The organism is Brenneria sp. g21c3, from assembly GCF_040240345.1.
GTDB lineage: Bacteria > Pseudomonadota > Gammaproteobacteria > Enterobacterales > Enterobacteriaceae > Brenneria.
This window is the reverse complement of record NZ_JBEIAB010000008.1, coordinates 1-17,904: the sequence shown is the minus strand read 5'-3', so window position 1 is coordinate 17,904 and position 17,904 is coordinate 1. Positions and strand designations below refer to the sequence as shown.

Sequence of the window (17,904 nt, the reverse complement as noted above, 5' to 3'; positions counted from 1 at the left end):
CAAACGGCCAGCGGAAAGCATACGCGGGCGATAGCCTTTTATCGCCAGTCCTGAAGATAACCTAGTCTCAAGCGCTGCGACGCAGCAGACCTTGTTTTTTCAACCACACCAGCAGAATAGAGATCGCGGCGGGCGTAATACCGGAAATACGGGACGCCTGACCGATCGAACCGGGTTTGTGATCGTTAAGTTTGGCGATCACTTCATTGGACAGACCGTTGACCTGACGATAATCCAGATCCGCAGGCAGCAGCGTGTTCTCGTTACGCAGTTGTTTCTCGATTTCGTCCTGCTGACGGGCGATATAGCCTTCGTATTTAACCTGGATTTCAACCTGTTCGGCCGCTTGTTCGTCCGTCAACGACGGGGCGAACAACGGCAGTTTGGTGAGCATCTCATAGTCCACTTCGGGACGACGCAGCAGTTCCTCGCCGTTCGATTCGCGTGAAAGCGGCGTTTTCAGCAACGCATTGACCTGCTCCAGCTGCGCTGATTGCGGATGGATCCGGATATCACGTAACCGTTGACGCTCTTTTTCAATGCGCTCCAGCTTCTCGTTAAAGCGGGCCCAGCGATAATCGTCCACCATGCCCAGTTCACGGCCAATTTCGGTTAAACGCAGGTCGGCATTATCTTCGCGCAACATCAGGCGATATTCGGCGCGGGAAGTGAACATGCGGTAGGGTTCTTTGGTTCCCAGCGTACAAAGGTCGTCCACCAGCACGCCCAGATAGGCCTGATCGCGGCGTGGCGACCATCCTTCCTGATCAAACGCCAGACGGGCGGCATTCAAGCCGGCCAGCATCCCCTGCGCCGCCGCTTCCTCATAACCGGTGGTGCCGTTAATCTGACCCGCGAAGAACAACCCATGGATAAATTTGTTCTCCAGCGTGGTTTTCAAATCACGCGGATCGAAGAAATCATACTCGATGGCATAGCCGGGGCGAACAATGCGCGCATTTTCCATTCCGGTCATGGAGCGGACGATTTGCCACTGCACGTCGAACGGCAGGCTGGTTGAAATTCCGTTGGGATAGATCTCATTGCTGGTCAACCCTTCCGGCTCCAGAAAGATCTGGTGAGAATTGCGATCGGCGAAACGCATGACTTTATCTTCGATGGAAGGACAGTAACGCGGGCCGATCCCTTCAATGATCCCGGCATACATCGGGCTGCGATCCAGATTATTGCGGATCACCTCATGAGTTTTTTCATTGGTATGGGTGATATAACAAGGCATCTGCGCCGGATGCTGGCTTGCCTGCCCCAGGAATGAAAACACCGGCATGGGATCGTCGCCGTGTTGCTGTTGCAGTACGCTGAAATCAATGGTTCTGGCGTCAATGCGCGGCGGCGTGCCGGTTTTCAGGCGATTAACCCGCAGAGGCAATTCACGCAAACGCCGAGCCAGCGGAATGGACGGCGGATCGCCGGCGCGTCCGCCGCTGTAATTATCCAGCCCGATATGAATCTTGCCGTCAAGGAAAGTGCCGACGGTCAGGACGACGGCTTTGGCGCGGAACTTCAACCCCATCTGGGTGACCGCGCCGACCACGCGATCGTTTTCAACGATAAGATCGTCCACCGCCTGCTGAAAGATCATCAGGTTAGGTTGGTTCTCCAGCGCCGTGCGGATCGCCTGACGGTAAAGAACGCGATCCGCCTGAGCGCGTGTGGCGCGCACGGCGGGACCTTTACTGATGTTTAGTATCCTAAACTGAATACCGGCCTGATCGACGGCGCGCGCCATCAAGCCGCCCATGGCATCGATCTCTTTAACCAGATGGCCTTTCCCAATACCGCCGACCGCCGGATTACAAGACATTTGTCCCAGCGTATCAATATTATGCGTCAGCAGAAGGGTTTGTCGTCCCATGCGGGCGGAAGCCATTGCCGCTTCGGTACCTGCATGACCGCCGCCGATCACGATGACGTCAAAAGGATCTGGATAAAACATGGTACTGCTCCTCGCATTGTTGCGAATGAATAGTTGCGAACGATCGTTACTAGCTCTGGGGAGGTGGATTCTACTCAACTTTAAGCAAACGACCAAGCGCGTTGGATCGTCGCTAATTAAAGAAAGATCTTTTTATTTAAAGATCTCTTTATTAGATCTCTTATTAGGATCGTCCATTCGTGTGGATAAGTGATTATTCACATTAAGGATCAAGGAATTAATGAAGATCATTAGCTGTGAATGATCGGTGATCCTGCACCGTATAAGCTGGGATCTTAATGGCCGGTTATGCACAGGACAAAAAACGATCAGCCGTTGTTATTGGGATAACTACCGCTTTTACACCTGAAATAAGCATAGTTATCCACATTCAACTGCTGATTATTTCACCTTATTTGAGTAAATTAACCCAGGATCCCAACCATTCTTCGGCGGGATCCTCAGGAATCTCATGCTGAGTGATGTCGATCCGCAGTATATCGCCGATCCTTTTAGCGCCGAGTTGGGTAAGAATTCGATCCGCGGTCAGGATCGCGCCGCAAAACGTATCGTACTCTTTACTGCCGATGCCGATTGCGCCGAAACTCACCTGGGAGAGATCGGGTTTACGCTGCTCCAACTGCTCAAATAAAGGTTGCAGATTGTCCGGGAGTTCGCCTGCGCCATGGGTTGAGGTCACCACCAGCCATAATCCGCTATCCGGCAGCTCATCCAGCTGTGGGCCATGCAGTATTTCGCTCGAGAAATCATCCTTTTCCAGGCATTCAGCTAAATGTTCCGCCACATATTCGGCGCTGCCCAAAGTACTGCCGCTGATTAGCGTAATGTCTGCCATACCGGATCCCATCTGATAAAAGACGGGACATTGTACGCTGTGATCTGGCTGGGATCTACCTGTGGATAATAGGGGTATAGAAAAAGGGCGTTAAGGCGCGATCGTCCGCATGATGGGGTTTTGCAGGGAGATCAGCGTCTCAGTGGATTGTATTTCATCAATTGTTTGGATCTTGTTGATAAGTACATGTTGCAGGGCGTCGATATCACGACACATGACTTTAATAAAAACGCTGTAATGACCCGTGGTGTAATAAGCTTCCACCACTTCTTCCAGGTTATTCAGCCTTTCCAACGCCGATGGGTAGTCTTTCGCGCTTTTCAAAATGATGCCGATAAAACAGCAAACGTCATAGCCCAGCTGTTTCGGGCTGATATCCAGTCGCGTACCCTTGATGATCCCCGCCTGTTTCATTTTTTCCACCCGGACGTGGATTGTCCCCGGACTGACGGAAAACTGTTTCGCCAGTTCGGCATAAGGCGTTCGGGCATTGTCCATTAACGCTGAGAGTATGCCGCGATCGAGATTGTCGATCTGATAGGTGTCCGACACGTTTTCTCCAGAAATTTTCATTTAATATCGTTTTAAAGTAATGGATTAACCTTGAAAAGGTCATTTATATAGAAGAATTTCAATCAAGGATACGCTTTATTTATACGCTGAATCAGCCATCCCCGCCATCTTTCAGCCTGGTATGGGAAGGAAACGGTTATCCGCGCCGCCAGCGTCGTATTAAGCGGCTTTTTAACCCGGTATCAAAACGCCAGATGTGGTCGAAAATGCGCATAATGCCGGGTTTGCCGTGATCGGACATCGCAACGGCATGAAAGCGGTGCTGTAGCAGCCGCTGGCGAAGTTTTACTTTATTGATCACCTCATCGGGCAGACGCTGAGCAATGAAGTCTGAAATCACCACCGCATCGGCATCGCGCCACTGCTTGTCCTCCATCTTGCGCAACAGCGTGGATAAACAGGCGCTTAAATCGGTGCCGCCGCGAAAGGTCTGGCTCAGGAAGCGAACCGCCTGTTCGAGTCCGTTTTCGCCGGTCAGCTCATATTGCACAATACCGGTTGAAAACAGCATGATGTAGCAACGACGTCCGTCAGCCAGCGCGACGCGCAGTAGCGCCAAACAGAAGGCCTTCGCGCAGCGTTCGTTAAACCCGCCCATGGAGCCGGAAGTATCCACGCAAACAATAAACGGCCCGCGCGGTTGTTGCTCGTTTTGTTGATGAATAACCGGTCGCTCGCTGAGCTTTTCGCGCCAGCTATCGCCCTGCAAGCGGTAGGTTAACAGACGATGTTCCAGTAGCCGGCGATAGAACTCGTATTCCAGTTCAACGATGTTCATTGACGCCATTTCCACCGGCAACAGGCGCAGGATATCGTCGCTTTGGTGTATGCCGCTGACTTGCTCCGGCACGGTTTCCGGTTCGCGGATCATCACCCTGAACGTTTCCTTTGGCGCATCCTGACTCAGTATCGATTTCGTCTCCCGACTGCGCCCCAACCGTTCGGCCAGACGTTGTAATGTGGGTTGGCGTTGCAGAAATGCGGCAAAATCCAGCAGGATTTGCCGATCGGTGCGGATCAGCCGCCCGGCGCTGAGATCCCATAAGCGTCCTGCCGCATGTTCATTCTCCGCCAGGACGGGTTCCAGTTTACCGCTCAGCGTCAGTCGTTGCTGTAGTTCATCCAGCAGGATCTCCCGCTCCTGCTCCATAATCTGGTGGTGGAGGGAAACGGTTTGCAGCGTCAGGCTCAGCCGCCAGCGTTGCAGAAACAGCGTATGTAATCCGCGACTGATTTTTTGTCCCGGCGAGAGTTCTGGTTGGTGTATCAGCCGATCGGCCTGCGTCAGAAACGGCGATTCAACGGTGCTCAGCATCTCCATGATCCGCGGCAGACGCGTCTGAAACGCCTGATCATCCGCCGCCTGGGCGCGTTGAAAGCAGTTGAATTCCGTTTCCAGTTCCGGCGGCGCCTGGGTCGTGCGCAGGCGCTGCTTCAAGGTTTCTTTCCAGTTGGGAATATCGTTAAGCAGCGCGGATTTCAGACTGGGGGATTTTTCAAAAAAAACCGCCAACTGCGGGGTAGCCAAAAGCGTCACTATCATATCGTCCAATAGCTCGTTTTCGTCTATCGCCAGCAGTATCTCCAGTGATTCCAGCGTGATCATCGGCGTTTAGTCCTGCACTGATTGCTGAATTTGTTCGGCAACATGCTGCAAACTGGCTTCGATTTTCGCCAGCCACTCCGCGGGTACGAACAGGCAAGGCTGATGCTGGTTAAATAAACGCCGTTGTTCGCGTAATTGAATCGTCAGATTGTCATATTCATCAACGATTTCGGCCGGTAAGGCGCTGTCGCGTTTTTCCGGCAGCGAAAGGATGGACGATTGCAGACTGATATCGCGGATGGTCAGATGGCAACGATCGTCCACCACCAGATCCAGATGTCGGGTAAAACCGATGCCGTTCAGTTTTCCGCGTATTTCTCCCCCTTTTTGCAACCAGCTTTGCAGGGCGTTTTTATCAATAACCAGATGCGTGACGTCAATGTCGTTGAGCACTAACGGCCGCTGCAAAACCAGACTGATCGCATCCGTCGTCAGCGTTTCCGGCAAAGAGTAGTGGAATTTCCGGCCCAGTATATGACCGTGTTTTTCCAGCGTCAGCGCCTGTAATTCACTTTGCCGCATCTGATATTGCTGACGTTTCATGTTTAGCTGCTGTAAACGAAATAGCAGGCTTTTCTGTTGATAGGCTTGCTCGGTCACCACCTGTTCGAGCTGCTGCGCGATCAATACCAGGGAGTCCCTGTCGTGCCAAAGGCAATCTTTCAGCAGGATAATATCAACCGGGGCGATGCTTTCCCGACCGCTGAAAAACGCGCAGGCCTGGAGTAAACGCAGCGCTTTTTTCCAGCGTCGGTCAGAGATATAAGGCGCCTGCTCCGTGGCATCAAGCTTCTGGCGTAATTGATAAATCAGTTCAAAGCAGTTTTCCGGCAAGGCGACATGGTCAATTTCCTTCTGCCACTGCTGGTATTCTTCATCCGTGACGCTTACGGATTGGCTGACCGGGTTTTCATGCGCGCCGCCGTTATTCACCAACAGGGCGCGGAAATTATGTTTCTCCTGGACGCGATCCAGCCACAGGCGAATAAGCATCCTGTCATATAAGGCTTCCAGACTGCCGTCAGCTTCGGGTAATTCATTGGACGCGGTAACCAACAGACGCATTGGTATCGGGTCTTCGCTATTGCCGTTACGGAAACGACGCTCGTTAATGGCGGTCAGCAAGGTGTTCAAGATGGCGGGACCCGCTTTCCAGATCTCATCCAGAAAGACAATCTCTGCTTCCGGCAGGTATCCCTCGGTTAATCGCTGGTAACGGCCTTCATCTTTCAATGCCTGAATAGACAAGGGGCCGAACACTTCTTCGGGCGTGGAAAAACGCGTCATCAGGTATTCAAACGCATTCGCATGGCGAAAGGCGAATTTTAGACGCCGGGCGATCATGCTTTTGGCGATGCCCGGCGGCCCCAGCAAAAAAACGCTTTCTCCGCTGAGCGCGGCCAGCAGGCACAGGCGAATGGCATGTTGCCGTTCATACAGGCCATGCTCTAGCGCGTTGCTGAGGCGTGAAATTCTTTCAGCCAAAGTGGCGGATTGAACCATAATTAATCGATTGTTCCCGAGGTTTTGTTGGCGTAAAAACAATACTAATAATAAACGGAAGATCACAGAATTTTGTTAGCGGAAAGAGACTGATTATTGACACCTCTGGGCTGGTTAATCAATAAACGACCTTTTTCAGGATGTTTCTTAAACAATATAAAAATGGGATTTTGCTGCTATTTGTGCATACTGTGCGTTTTTGGGCGAGCCTGATGCAGCAAAACTGTATTCGCTAACGGATTGATAAAAGAAGATAAGTTTTATGAGCTCAGAACATAAACGTTCGCTGCCGGCGGTTACGCTGGCTGCGATAGGGGTGGTTTATGGCGATATCGGGACCAGTCCTCTTTATACGCTCAGGGAGTGCTTATCCGGGCAGTTTGGTTTTGGTGTTGAACCGGACGCCGTCTTTGGCTTTCTTTCCTTGATATTTTGGTTGTTGATCATTGTTGTTTCCCTCAAGTATCTGACCTATGTCATGCGAGCCGATAATGCCGGCGAAGGCGGGATACTCACCCTGATGTCGCTGGCCGGGCGAAACACCTCCTATCGAATCACCTCGGTGCTGGTGATTATGGGACTGATTGGCGGCAGTTTCTTCTACGGCGAGGTGGTGATCACCCCGGCAATATCGGTGATGTCCGCAATAGAAGGGATCGAGATCGCCGCGCCGTCGATGGAACACTATATCGTTCCGGTATCCATCGTTGTTCTGACTTTGCTTTTTATTATTCAAAAGCATGGCACCGGCAGCGTCGGCAAGCTGTTTGCGCCGGTAATGATGATCTGGTTTCTTACGCTGGCGGTTTTGGGCGTACGCAGCATCATGGATAACCCGCAGGTATTGCATGCGCTGAACCCCCTGTGGGCCATTCACTTCTTTATTGAATATAAAATGGTGGCGTTTTTTGCACTGGGGGCGGTGGTGTTGGCCATTACCGGCGTAGAGGCGCTCTATGCGGACATGGGGCATTTCGGTAAATTCCCCATCCGTCTGGCCTGGTTTACCGTTGTCCTTCCCTCGCTGGTGCTGAATTATTTCGGTCAGGGCGCCTTATTGCTTAAAAACCCGGAAGCGATAAAAAACCCCTTCTTTCTGTTGGCGCCCAACTGGGCCTTGATTCCCTTATTGGTTCTGGCGACCCTGGCGACGATTATCGCCTCTCAGGCGGTCATTTCAGGCGTATTTTCACTGACTCGTCAGGCGGTGCGCCTGGGGTATCTTCCGCCCATGCGCATTGTTCATACTTCCGACATGGAGTCCGGACAGATTTATATCCCGGCGATTAACTGGCTGTTATACGTTGCCGTCGTGATCGTGATTATCAGCTTCGAGCATTCGAGCAATCTGGCGGCGGCGTATGGCATCGCGGTAACCGGCACCATGGTGCTGACCAGTATCCTGTCCTGCACCGTGGCAATACATAACTGGCACTGGCATCGCTATCTGGTATGGGTATTGCTGATTGGATTACTGCTTATTGATGTACCGATGTTTTTGGCCAACGTGATGAAAATTTTCTCCGGCGGCTGGCTGCCGCTGACGCTGGGGATGGTGATGTTCATCATCATGACGACCTGGAAAAGCGAGCGTTTCAGACTATTGCGTCGCCTGAATGAACATGGCAATTCACTGGATGCCATGATCGCTTCGCTGGAGAAAAGTCCCCCGTTGAAAGTGCCGGGTACCGCGGTTTATCTGTCGCGCGCCACGCACGTCATTCCGTTTGCGTTGCTGCATAATCTTAAACATAACAAGATATTGCATGAGCGGGTGGTACTGCTGACCATGAAAACCGAAGATGCGCCTTATGTGCTGAATGCGCGTCGGGTTGCGGTGGAGCAGCTTTCGCCGACATTCTGGCGCGTTGTCGCCAACTATGGCTGGCGCGAAACGCCGAACGTGGAAGAGGTGTTTCATCGCTGTTGGCTGGATGGATTAACCTGCGAAATGCTGGAAACCTCATTTTTTATGTCCAACGAGTCGCTGACGATGGGGAAACGTCACTGGTATCTGCGATTACGCGGCAAGCTGTTTATGATGCTTAGCCGTAATGCGCTGCGAGCGGCCGATCAATTCGAAATTCCGCCTAACCGGCTGATTGAACTGGGTATTCAGGTGGAAATTTAGCCTGATTCATTGCGGCGATGTCGGGAAAACGGGGGCGGGAACGTCCATCCCCGTGTTGCCCGGCTTTTACCAGCTCACCGACGCCGTCAGGCCGCCTTGCGGGCGGTTGATCAGATGAACCTGCATGCCATGCAGACGGGCGATATTTTTTACAATGGATAATCCCAACCCGCTGCCGGACTTCTCCTGTCCCGGAGGGCGAAAAAAGCGCTCGCCGACCCGCGCCAATACCGCGTCGTCGATGCCCGGTCCCTCATCGGTCACCTGAATACACCGCGCCGTGAGCGTCAGCGTTACCGTTCCGCCCTGGTGGCTGTAGCGAATGGCGTTATCGAGCAGATTGCGAATCAGCAGCGTCAACAGCAGCGGGTGACCCTGGCGGACGATGGGATCTTTCGGCACCTCCAGCTTCAGTTCAATGCCCGCCGCCTGCGCTTTATGATAATGGTCGATAACCATTTGCTGCAGCAGCGCCTGGAGTTCCACCGGCTGCTGCCCGTCGGCGAATGATTCCGAGTCAAGCCGCGACAGCGTTAACAGTTGCTCCACCAGCCGCGTGGCGCGATCGATCCCCTCGTCCAGATTATTCAGCGCATGGCGGCGCACGGGTTCGTCATCGTGCGCCAACTGCGCCAATTCAGTCTGCACCTTCAGCGCGGCCAGCGGGCTGCGTAATTCATGCGCCGCGTCCGAGGTAAAGCGGCGCTCGCGCAGCAGCATCTCGCCGATGCGCACGAACAGGCTGTTAAGCTCGTCCACCAGCGGGCGCACTTCCTGCGGAACGGCATGGGTATCCAGCGGGGCGTCGTCTTCCGGCGGACGCCGGCGAAGCTGCGTGGCGATGCGTTTTAGCGGCGACAGTTCGCGGGAAACCAGCCAGAACATCAACAGCAGCATAACCGGCAGGGCAAACAGCCAGGGCAGGAGGTTGGTCTTGACGAGCCCCAGCGCCATATCCTGACGGTACTCCCACTCCTGGCCCACCACCACCACATAACGATTATCCGCCGTCGCCAGCCATACCATGCGCCAGCGGTCGTTATCATCGCGCAGCTTGCCGTTGGTGAAGCCGTTTTGCGTGTAGTCGAAGATAAAATCTTTGCCGTTCTCGCCGTCATTCAGCGCCATTCGCCCGTCGCGGGTAAAAATGGCGAAAGCCAGCGCGTCGTCCTCCTGTTCCCCGCGCCTTTCGCGCGCCAGACTCTTGGTTTTCGGCAGGGCGGGAGAATCCACCACGATTTCATCCGGATGCATGGTAGCCAGCCGCTTGGCGAACAGCATCTGCTGGGTATCGAACAGCTCGTTGATATGCTCGCGGGTTTGATGCCACGACAGGATCCCGGCGGCGCCCCAGCAAAGCAGCGTCAGCAGGACAAAACCGGCGATCAGGCGTAAACGCAGGCTAAGGCGCGTCATGGCGCCGCCCCCAGAATATAGCCGACGCCGTGTACCGTGCGGATAAATTCGCCGCCCAGTTTTTTGCGCAGGTGATGAATATGCACTTCCACGGCGTTGCTGGAAACGTCGTCGTCCCATCCGTAGAGCTTTTCTTCCAACTGCGAACGAGTCAGCACCCGTTGGGGATTCATTAAGAACAGCTCAAGCAGCGCCAGCTCGCGGGATTTAAGCGCCACCGGTTGATTATTGCAGGTAACGGTGCGGGAACCCGGTTCAAGGGATACCGCGCCGTGGGTCAGCGTGGGCTGTAATTGACCGTGCCGGCGGCGGATTAACGCCTGCAAGCGCGCGGCGACCTCCGCCAGGGCAAAAGGCTTGCACAGATAGTCGTCGGCGCCCGATTGCAGGCCGGTAACGCGCTGTTCCAGCGCGTCCCGCGCGGTGAGGATCAATACCGGCTCATCGTGTCCGGACTGACGCCACTGGCGCAGGATATCCAGCCCGTCTATTTCCGGCAGACTCAAATCAAGGATCACCGCGTCATAGGGCGCGGCTTGCAGCGCGCTCCGCCCGGCGTTGCCCTGCATAAACCAGTCGACGCTAAAGCCCAGCTTAATCAGTCCGGCCTTGATGCCGTCGCCAATCAGACGATCGTCTTCTATCAACAGTATTCTCATCACCGCCCACCCTATTTGCATAGGGTGATGTTATACGGTTTAACGCGCCGGATTGACAACCGAAAAAGCCATAAACGGGCGGCGATCCACAGGATTGATAAATATAAGAGAAACTGAACTATCCTTAAGATTCTGTTAAGAACATTTTGTTTTACTCGTCGCGTCAGACAAACAACGCGCAGTTTTACTGCACGACGACAAGCGAGAAATGAGGAAACGATACTATGAAAAAGACAGCCGCTGTATTCGCTATCGCTGCGTTATGTTCCGCGCCGGTTTTCGCCGCCCAAAGCGGCGGCGGATTTCTGGATCCGAATGCTAAAACGGCGCAACATCAGCCTGCCCAGGGCGGGTTTTCAGGCCCTAACGGCAGTGTAACCACGGTCGCGAAAGCGAAAGATCTGAAAGACGACAGCTGGGTGACGTTGCGAGGCAACATCGAGCAGCGCGTCGGCGATGAGGATTATCTGTTCCGCGATGATACCGGCACCATCACGGTTGAAATCGATGATAAATACTGGAACGGACAAACCATCACGCCGCAGGACAAGGTTGAACTGCAAGGCGAGCTCGATAAGGGCTTCAATTCGGCCGAGCTGGATGTCAAACAGGTAAAGAAAATTCAGTAAGCGAACGCTGATGCCCATCGTTTAAGGATCGGAAGACTGGGGATGGGCTCCCTTATCCCCAGTTTTCCGTGATATTTAGCCAAGCCTTTTCATTTGATGTAACCCTCCGCCATTCGCCGTTTTACCATTCCGCTAACGAAACGTTTCGATAACGATCACATTTTTGTTATTTCCTCTTTGCCTTCCTTGAGGCTCTCTTCCTAAAATAACCATCAGCGAAACGTTTCGCTGTGGAGTGAAAAATGAAAAAAGCCGTATTGCTGAATGCTGATATTTCTTCCGTGATTTCCCGTTTGGGACATACCGATCGGGTTGTTATTTGTGATGCGGGCTTGCCGATTCCTGATACGACAGTTCGTGTCGATCTGGCGTTGACGCACAACGTTCCCGCGTTTTTGCAGGTCGTGGCGGTCGTCACCAGCGAGATGCAGGTTGAGGCCGCGATTCTTGCAAAAGAGATAGTCGAAAAAAATCCGCGACTCCACAACGCGTTACTTGAACAGTTAAAACAACTTGAGCGACACCAGGGAAACTTAATTGAATTGCATTATGTCAGCCATGAAGATTTTAAAATCCAAAGCGGAAAAAGTCGGGCCGTCATTCGCAGCGGGGAATGTTCCCCCTATGCCAATGTCATCCTTTGCGCCGGCGTAACGTTCTGAGGCTTCAATGCAACCTTTATTGCAACTTCAAGGCATTAACAAATCGTTTCCCGGCGTTAAGGCGCTTTCCGGCGCGGCATTAAACGTCTATCCGGGGAAGGTGATGGCGCTGGTGGGGGAAAATGGCGCCGGCAAGTCCACCATGATGAAAGTGCTGACCGGCATCTACAGCAAAGATGCCGGCAGCGTACATTTTCTGGGAAAGGAAGTGGACTTCAACGGCCCCAGGTCTTCGCAGGAAGCCGGGATCGGCATTATTCATCAGGAGCTTAACCTGATTCCTCAGCTTACTATCGCGGAAAACATTTTCCTCGGCCGTGAATTTACCAACCGCTTTGGCCGCATTGACTGGAAAAAGATGTACCAGGAAGCGGATAAACTTCTCAAACGCCTGAATCTGCGTTACGACAGTCGACGCGCCGTGGGCGACCTGTCCATTGGCGATCAGCAAATGGTGGAGATCGCCAAGGTGCTGAGCTTTGAATCGAAAGTCATCATTATGGATGAGCCTACCGATGCCCTGACCGATACCGAAACCGCGTCGTTATTCAGCGTAATTAAAGAGCTACAGGCTCAGGGGCGCGGCATTGTTTATATTTCCCATCGTCTGAAAGAAATTTTCGAAATATGCGACGACGTCACCGTATTCCGCGACGGTCAGTTTATCGGTGAACGTCCGGTCGGCGAGTTGCAGGAAGAACGGCTCATCGAAATGATGGTGGGACGCAAGCTTGAAGAACAATACCCTCGACTGAATCAGGCGCCGGGAGCGGTTCGCCTGCTGGTGAAAAACCTTTCCGGGCCGGGCGTCGATGATGTCAGCTTTAGCGTGCGCAAAGGCGAAATTCTTGGCGTGGCGGGCTTAATGGGCGCCGGGCGCACCGAATTAATGAAGCTTCTCTATGGCGCGCTGCCGCGCACCGGCGGCTATGTAGAGCTGGATGGCCGGGAAGTGGCGGCCCGTACGCCGCAGGATGGCCTGGCGAACGGCATTGTTTATATTTCCGAAGACCGAAAACGTGACGGGCTGATATTAGGCATGTCGGTTAAAGAGAACATGTCGTTAACCGCGTTGCGTTATTTCAGTCGTCGCGGCGGACAAATCAAACATCCCGAAGAGCAACTGGCCGTCAGCGATTTTATCCGTTTATTCAATATTAAAACGCCGTCAATGGAGCAGCCTATCGGGCTGCTGTCCGGCGGCAATCAGCAAAAAGTCGCCATCGCTCGCGGTTTAATGACTCGTCCGAATGTGTTGATCCTGGATGAGCCGACGCGCGGGGTCGATGTGGGGGCGAAGAAAGAGATCTATCAATTAATCAATCAGTTCAAACAAGAAGGACTGAGCATCATTTTGGTGTCGTCCGAAATGCCCGAAGTATTGGGGATGAGCGACCGCGTTATTGTCATGCATGAAGGTCGTTTAAGCGGCGAGTTTTCGACAGAGCAGGCAACCCAGGAAGCGCTGATGGCCGCGGCCGTTGGTAAGCGATACGGCGTAGAGCAGGAGTAAGTCAGATATGAGTACCCAATCCATCACGGCAAAACGCTGGTTCAGCAAAGAGTGGCTGTTAGAGCAAAAATCGCTGATTGCTTTGCTGATCCTTATTGCCGTGGTTTCCGCCATGAGCCCTAATTTTTTCACCCTGAACAATTTGTTCAATATTCTCCAGCAAACCTCGGTGAATGCCATTATGGCGGTGGGAATGACGCTGGTTATTCTCACCTCAGGCATCGATCTTTCCGTCGGCTCTTTACTGGCGTTGACCGGCGCGGTCGCCGCGTCGATTGTCGGTCTTGAGGTTAATGCGCTGTTCGCGGTCGTCGGGGCGCTGGCGTTAGGTGCGGCGATCGGCGCCGGCACGGGCGTCATCGTATCGAAAGGAAAGGTTCAGGCGTTCATCGCCACGCTGGTGATGATGCTGCTGCTGCGCGGCGTCACCATGGTTTATACCAACGGCAGCCCGATCAATACCGGTTTTTCCGAGGCCGCCGATACCTTTGGCTGGTTTGGCATTGGCCGCCCGTTAGGTATCCCCACGCCGATCTGGATTATGGCCATCGTTTTTGCCGCGGCCTGGTACATGCTGCATCACACCCGGTTAGGCCGTTACATCTATGCGCTTGGCGGCAATGAGGCCGCTACCCGGCTGTCGGGCATCAGCGTGGATAAAATCAAAATCATCGTCTATTCCCTGTGCGGGCTGCTGTCCGCCCTGGCGGGAATTATCGAAGTGGCGCGTTTATCGTCGGCTCAGCCTACCGCCGGAACGGGCTATGAACTGGACGCCATCGCCGCGGTAGTGCTGGGCGGAACGAGCCTGGCCGGAGGTAAAGGTCGGATCGTCGGCACGCTGATTGGCGCGCTGATCCTCGGATTTCTTAACAACGGACTGAATTTATTAGGCGTTTCCTCTTACTACCAGATGATCGTCAAGGCTGTCGTCATTTTACTGGCGGTTTTGGTAGATAACAAAAGCGGTAAATAACCCTTATTCACACAGGAATTGAGCTATGAATATGAAAAAACTGGCGACTCTGGTTTCTGCCGTTGCGCTGAGTGCGGCGGTCAGTACGAATGCATTAGCCAAAGATACGATTGCTCTGGTGGTATCGACATTGAATAATCCGTTCTTTGTGTCAATGAAAGACGGAGCGCAAAAAGAGGCCGATAAACTGGGATATCAACTGGTGGTGCTGGATTCCCAGAATAATCCGGCGAAAGAGCTGGCTAATGTTCAGGATCTGACGGTGCGCGGCGCCAAGGTGTTATTGATTAATCCGACGGATTCCGATGCGGTAGGTAATGCGATTAAACTGGCCAATCAGGCGAAAATTCCGGTCATTACGCTCGATCGCGTGGCCAACAGCGGCGAGGTCGTCAGTCACGTCGCGTCCGATAACGCCTTTGGCGGTAAGAGCGCGGGCGATTTTATTGCGAAAAAAGTGGGTGAAGGCGCCAAAATCATTCAGTTGGAAGGGATTGCCGGCACCTCCGCGGCGCGTGAGCGCGGCGCGGGCTTTATGCAATCGGCCGAAAATAATAAATTCGCCGTTCTGGCCAGTCAGCCGGCCGACTTCGATCGCACTAAGGGGTTGAACGTTATGCAGAACCTGTTGACGGCGCATCCCAATGTGCAGGCGGTGTTTGCTCAGAATGACGAAATGGCGCTCGGCGCGCTGCGGGCGCTGCAAACCGCAGGTAAAACCGATGTGCTGGTGGTCGGATTTGACGGCACCGAGGACGGCGTGAAAGCCGTTGAGTCCGGCAAACTGGCGGCAACGGTTGCGCAACGTCCTGAGCAGATTGGGGTGATTGGCGTTGAAACCGCGGATAAAACGCTGAAAGGCGAAAAAGTACAGGCCGTTATTCCGGTTGATCTGACGCTGGTAACAAAAGAATCGAAGTAAATAACTGCGGGGCGAGCGCCGCCGAATTAACGACGGCGCATGATAAACATATCGGGATTCAGCATGATGAAAACGGGTAAGCTGGTGGTTCTGGGCAGTATAAATGCTGATCATATTCTTAATCTGGCGCAATTCCCTTCTCCCGGGGAAACGGTGATCGGTAAGCAATATCGCGTCGCGTTTGGCGGTAAAGGGGCGAATCAGGCGGTGGCGGCCGGCCGTAGCGGCGCGGATATTTCTTTTATCGCCTGCCTTGGCGATGACGATATCGGCGCCAGAATTCGTCGGCAGTTAAGCGAAGACCGTATCGATGTCGCGGCGGTTGAGGCGGTTCCCGATCAAACGACCGGCGTGGCCTTAATTTTTGTTAATGACGAGGCCGAGAATATGATCGCGGTAAACGCCGGCGCGAACGCGGCCGTTACGCCCGATTACCTCCGCCGCCATCAGCAAAAAATCATTGATGCTTCCGCCTTGCTTATGCAGTTGGAGTCGCCGTTGGCAACCGTGACGATGGCCGCCAGAGTCGCGCATGAAAATGATACCCTGGTTATTCTTAATCCCGCGCCGGCCTGTGAACTGCCCGATGAATTGCTGTCTCTGGTCGATATCATTACGCCGAATGAAACGGAAGCTCAACGCCTGACGGGCGTTAGCGTCAGCACGGAAGAGGATGCTGCCCGCGCTGCTCAGGTATTGCATGATAAAGGCATTGCAACCGTGTTGATTACATTAGGCCGTCGTGGCGTGTGGTTGAGTGACAAGGGCGAGGGGCGACGTATTCCCGGCTATCCGGTTCAGGCGGTGGATACGATCGCCGCGGGAGATACGTTCAATGGCGCGCTGGCGACGGCGTTGCTGGAAGGGCAGCCGATGCCGGCAGCGATTAAATTCGCGCATGCCGCCGCCGCAATCGCCGTGACTCGTCCCGGCGCTCAGCCTTCCGTCCCGTGGCGTGAAGAGATTGATGCTTTCTTGCAAGCGCAGGGGTGAGTTTTGACAACCATGAAAGACGTCGCCCGCTTAGCGGGTGTTTCCACTTCTACGGTGTCCCACGTCATCAACAATGATCGCTTCGTCAGCGATGCGGTTCGCGACAAAGTGATGGCGGCCGTGGAACAGCTTAACTATGCGCCTTCGGCGTTGGCCAGAAGCCTCAAAATAAACCAGACTCAAACGATCGGCATGCTGCTGACGGCCAGCAGCAACCCTTTTTACGCCGAGGTGGTTCGTGGCGTTGAACGAAGTTGTTATGAACGCGGCTACAGTCTGATCCTGTGTAATACTGAGGGTGACAGCGATCGCATGAGCCGCAGTCTGGAAACATTGCTGCAAAAACGAGTCGACGGCGTGCTGCTGATGTGTACCGAAAGCCATCGTCCTTTGCCCGATATGATAAGCCGCTATCCTTCTATACCTATGGTCATGATGGACTGGGCGCCGTTTGATGTCGGAATTGACGTTATTAAAGATAATTCCCTGCTGGGTGGTGAGCTTGCAACGAACTACCTTATTTCCCGCGGCTATCGAAAAATAGCCTGTATCGCCGGGCCTAAAGATAAAACCACCGCCTATAATCGCCTTGAAGGGTATCGTCAGGCGATGCAACAGGCTGGGTTACCGATTCCTGATGGATATGAAATTTTCGGTGATTTTGAGTTTGAAACCGGTTACCGGGCGATGCAGCGGTTATTATCGTTGGCAGAGAAACCCGACGCGGTGTTTGCCGGTAATGATGCGATGGCGGTTGGCGTTTATCATGCGCTATATCAGGTCGGACTCTCTGTACCTCAGGATATGGCCGTTATCGGTTATGATGATATTGAACTGGCCCGCTTTATGTCCCCACCTCTTACCACAATCCATCAGCCTAAAGATGAACTCGGCGAACTGGCGGTCGATGCATTATTGTATCGTTTGAAACATCCCGATACTGAGCCGAATGTTCTGATGCTGACGCCGGAATTAATAGTGCGTAACTCTGTTAAATAGCGACCTTTACCCATAATTCGAGCTATTTAACGCTTAAAAATACCACATAACGCTGCCTTTCCCGGCGGATCGCCGAAAAAAAACGCACTCAATCATTTTTATGCAAATTACCAGTTGCGGCCTGCGCAGAAGTCCCTATAATGCGCTCCCACTGACACGGCAACGGCGATTACGCGGTTGTAACGACAGTAAGAAGCCAGGCAATAATCACTTGACTTCACAGCGGAATTGCATAATATATGCGGCCCGCGCCACGGGATAACGTGGCACTGCTCTTTAACAATTTAATCAGACAATCTGTGTGGGCACTCACAAGACCTATCGGCTGACGATATAAAAAAGTCTTGAAGAGTGACTAGCAGTAAATTCATTACGAATGAACAGTTACTAATTCTTTGAGCACAGCTATTAACTTAGCGAATCAAACAAATCTTAAATTGAAGAGTTTGATCATGGCTCAGATTGAACGCTGGCGGCAGGCCTAACACATGCAAGTCGAGCGGCAGCGGGAAGAAGCTTGCTTCTTTGCC

General features: G+C 53.2%; 15 protein-coding genes and 1 rRNA gene. 9 read left to right on the top strand and 7 right to left on the bottom strand.

The annotated features are described in order from the left end of the window. Positions 1-67: 67 nt before the first annotated feature. The 5 genes from mnmG to ravA form a co-directional block, all read right to left on the bottom strand. A complete protein-coding gene (mnmG, locus tag ABRZ28_RS13525) occupies positions 68-1,957 on the bottom strand; it encodes a tRNA uridine-5-carboxymethylaminomethyl(34) synthesis enzyme MnmG (RefSeq protein ID WP_330520522.1) in 1,890 nt (629 codons plus the stop codon). 391 nt (positions 1,958-2,348) lie between these two features. Then, a complete protein-coding gene (gene mioC, locus ABRZ28_RS13520) occupies positions 2,349-2,792 on the bottom strand; it encodes an FMN-binding protein MioC (RefSeq protein WP_319606154.1) in 444 nt (147 codons plus the stop codon). 90 nt (positions 2,793-2,882) lie between these two features. Then, positions 2,883-3,365 carry a transcriptional regulator AsnC gene (gene asnC / locus ABRZ28_RS13515; protein ID WP_319606153.1) on the bottom strand — a complete coding sequence of 161 codons (483 nt, stop codon included), beginning with the start codon at positions 3,363-3,365 and terminating at the stop codon, positions 2,883-2,885. Between the two features lie 136 nt (positions 3,366-3,501). Continuing rightward, on the bottom strand, positions 3,502-4,971 hold the full coding sequence (gene viaA, locus ABRZ28_RS13510) for an ATPase RavA stimulator ViaA (protein ID WP_319606152.1): 1,470 nt from the start codon (positions 4,969-4,971) through the stop codon (positions 3,502-3,504). 6 nt (positions 4,972-4,977) lie between these two features. Further along, a complete protein-coding gene (gene ravA / locus ABRZ28_RS13505; protein WP_330520521.1) occupies positions 4,978-6,474 on the bottom strand; it encodes an ATPase RavA in 1,497 nt (498 codons plus the stop codon). 262 nt (positions 6,475-6,736) lie between these two features. On the opposite strand from ravA, the gene kup reads away from it, so the two are divergent. Next, the gene (gene kup, locus ABRZ28_RS13500; RefSeq protein WP_330520520.1) at positions 6,737-8,605 is read left to right on the top strand and encodes a low affinity potassium transporter Kup; all 1,869 of its coding nucleotides are present in this window, start codon (positions 6,737-6,739) and stop codon (positions 8,603-8,605) included. A gap of 66 nt (positions 8,606-8,671) precedes the next feature. Here the strand turns inward: kup and qseC are convergent, their stop codons facing one another. Together qseC and qseB are read right to left on the bottom strand one after the other, a co-directional pair. Beyond that, a complete protein-coding gene (gene qseC, locus ABRZ28_RS13495; RefSeq protein WP_330520519.1) occupies positions 8,672-10,021 on the bottom strand; it encodes a quorum sensing histidine kinase QseC in 1,350 nt (449 codons plus the stop codon). After that, positions 10,018-10,680 carry a quorum sensing response regulator transcription factor QseB gene (gene qseB / locus ABRZ28_RS13490; RefSeq protein WP_319606148.1) on the bottom strand — a complete coding sequence of 221 codons (663 nt, stop codon included), beginning with the start codon at positions 10,678-10,680 and terminating at the stop codon, positions 10,018-10,020. The genes qseC and qseB overlap by 4 nt, the downstream gene beginning before the upstream one ends. Before the next feature lie 224 nt (positions 10,681-10,904). Here qseB and ABRZ28_RS13485 point away from each other — a divergent pair, with 224 nt between their 5' ends. The 8 genes from ABRZ28_RS13485 to ABRZ28_RS13450 all read left to right on the top strand — a co-directional run. After that, positions 10,905-11,309, top strand: a complete 405-nt coding sequence (locus ABRZ28_RS13485) for a YgiW/YdeI family stress tolerance OB fold protein (RefSeq protein ID WP_319606147.1) — start codon at positions 10,905-10,907, stop codon at positions 11,307-11,309. 242 nt (positions 11,310-11,551) lie between these two features. Next, on the top strand, positions 11,552-11,971 hold the full coding sequence (gene rbsD / locus ABRZ28_RS13480; RefSeq protein ID WP_330520518.1) for a D-ribose pyranase: 420 nt from the start codon (positions 11,552-11,554) through the stop codon (positions 11,969-11,971). Positions 11,972-11,978: 7 nt separating this feature from the next. Next, on the top strand, positions 11,979-13,484 hold the full coding sequence (gene rbsA, locus ABRZ28_RS13475; RefSeq protein ID WP_319606145.1) for a ribose ABC transporter ATP-binding protein RbsA: 1,506 nt from the start codon (positions 11,979-11,981) through the stop codon (positions 13,482-13,484). 7 nt (positions 13,485-13,491) lie between these two features. Next, positions 13,492-14,460, top strand: coding sequence for a ribose ABC transporter permease (rbsC, locus tag ABRZ28_RS13470; protein WP_330520517.1), 969 nt, complete (start codon positions 13,492-13,494; stop codon positions 14,458-14,460). A 25-nt stretch (positions 14,461-14,485) separates the two neighbouring features. Next, positions 14,486-15,382, top strand: coding sequence for a ribose ABC transporter substrate-binding protein RbsB (gene rbsB / locus ABRZ28_RS13465; protein WP_319606143.1), 897 nt, complete (start codon positions 14,486-14,488; stop codon positions 15,380-15,382). Positions 15,383-15,448: 66 nt separating this feature from the next. After that, a complete protein-coding gene (rbsK, locus tag ABRZ28_RS13460; RefSeq protein ID WP_330520621.1) occupies positions 15,449-16,375 on the top strand; it encodes a ribokinase in 927 nt (308 codons plus the stop codon). A gap of 3 nt (positions 16,376-16,378) precedes the next feature. Beyond that, positions 16,379-17,374 (top strand): ribose operon transcriptional repressor RbsR, encoded by a 996-nt coding sequence (gene rbsR, locus ABRZ28_RS13455; RefSeq protein WP_330520516.1) that lies wholly within the window; start codon positions 16,379-16,381, stop codon positions 17,372-17,374. Between the two features lie 434 nt (positions 17,375-17,808). Further along, positions 17,809-17,904 (top strand): 16S ribosomal RNA (locus ABRZ28_RS13450); the annotation flags it as partial.

Coding starts and splice junctions, on each gene's coding strand:
- mnmG (WP_330520522.1), bottom strand. CDS start 1,957: ATGTTTTATCCAGATCCTTTTGACGTCATCGTGATCGGCGGCGGTCAT.
- mioC (WP_319606154.1), bottom strand. CDS start 2,792: ATGGCAGACATTACGCTAATCAGCGGCAGTACTTTGGGCAGCGCCGAA.
- asnC (WP_319606153.1), bottom strand. CDS start 3,365: ATGAAAATTTCTGGAGAAAACGTGTCGGACACCTATCAGATCGACAAT.
- viaA (WP_319606152.1), bottom strand. CDS start 4,971: ATGATCACGCTGGAATCACTGGAGATACTGCTGGCGATAGACGAAAAC.
- ravA (WP_330520521.1), bottom strand. CDS start 6,474: ATGGTTCAATCCGCCACTTTGGCTGAAAGAATTTCACGCCTCAGCAAC.
- kup (WP_330520520.1), top strand. CDS start 6,737: ATGAGCTCAGAACATAAACGTTCGCTGCCGGCGGTTACGCTGGCTGCG.
- qseC (WP_330520519.1), bottom strand. CDS start 10,021: ATGACGCGCCTTAGCCTGCGTTTACGCCTGATCGCCGGTTTTGTCCTG.
- qseB (WP_319606148.1), bottom strand. CDS start 10,680: ATGAGAATACTGTTGATAGAAGACGATCGTCTGATTGGCGACGGCATC.
- ABRZ28_RS13485 (WP_319606147.1), top strand. CDS start 10,905: ATGAAAAAGACAGCCGCTGTATTCGCTATCGCTGCGTTATGTTCCGCG.
- rbsD (WP_330520518.1), top strand. CDS start 11,552: ATGAAAAAAGCCGTATTGCTGAATGCTGATATTTCTTCCGTGATTTCC.
- rbsA (WP_319606145.1), top strand. CDS start 11,979: ATGCAACCTTTATTGCAACTTCAAGGCATTAACAAATCGTTTCCCGGC.
- rbsC (WP_330520517.1), top strand. CDS start 13,492: ATGAGTACCCAATCCATCACGGCAAAACGCTGGTTCAGCAAAGAGTGG.
- rbsB (WP_319606143.1), top strand. CDS start 14,486: ATGAATATGAAAAAACTGGCGACTCTGGTTTCTGCCGTTGCGCTGAGT.
- rbsK (WP_330520621.1), top strand. CDS start 15,449: ATGAAAACGGGTAAGCTGGTGGTTCTGGGCAGTATAAATGCTGATCAT.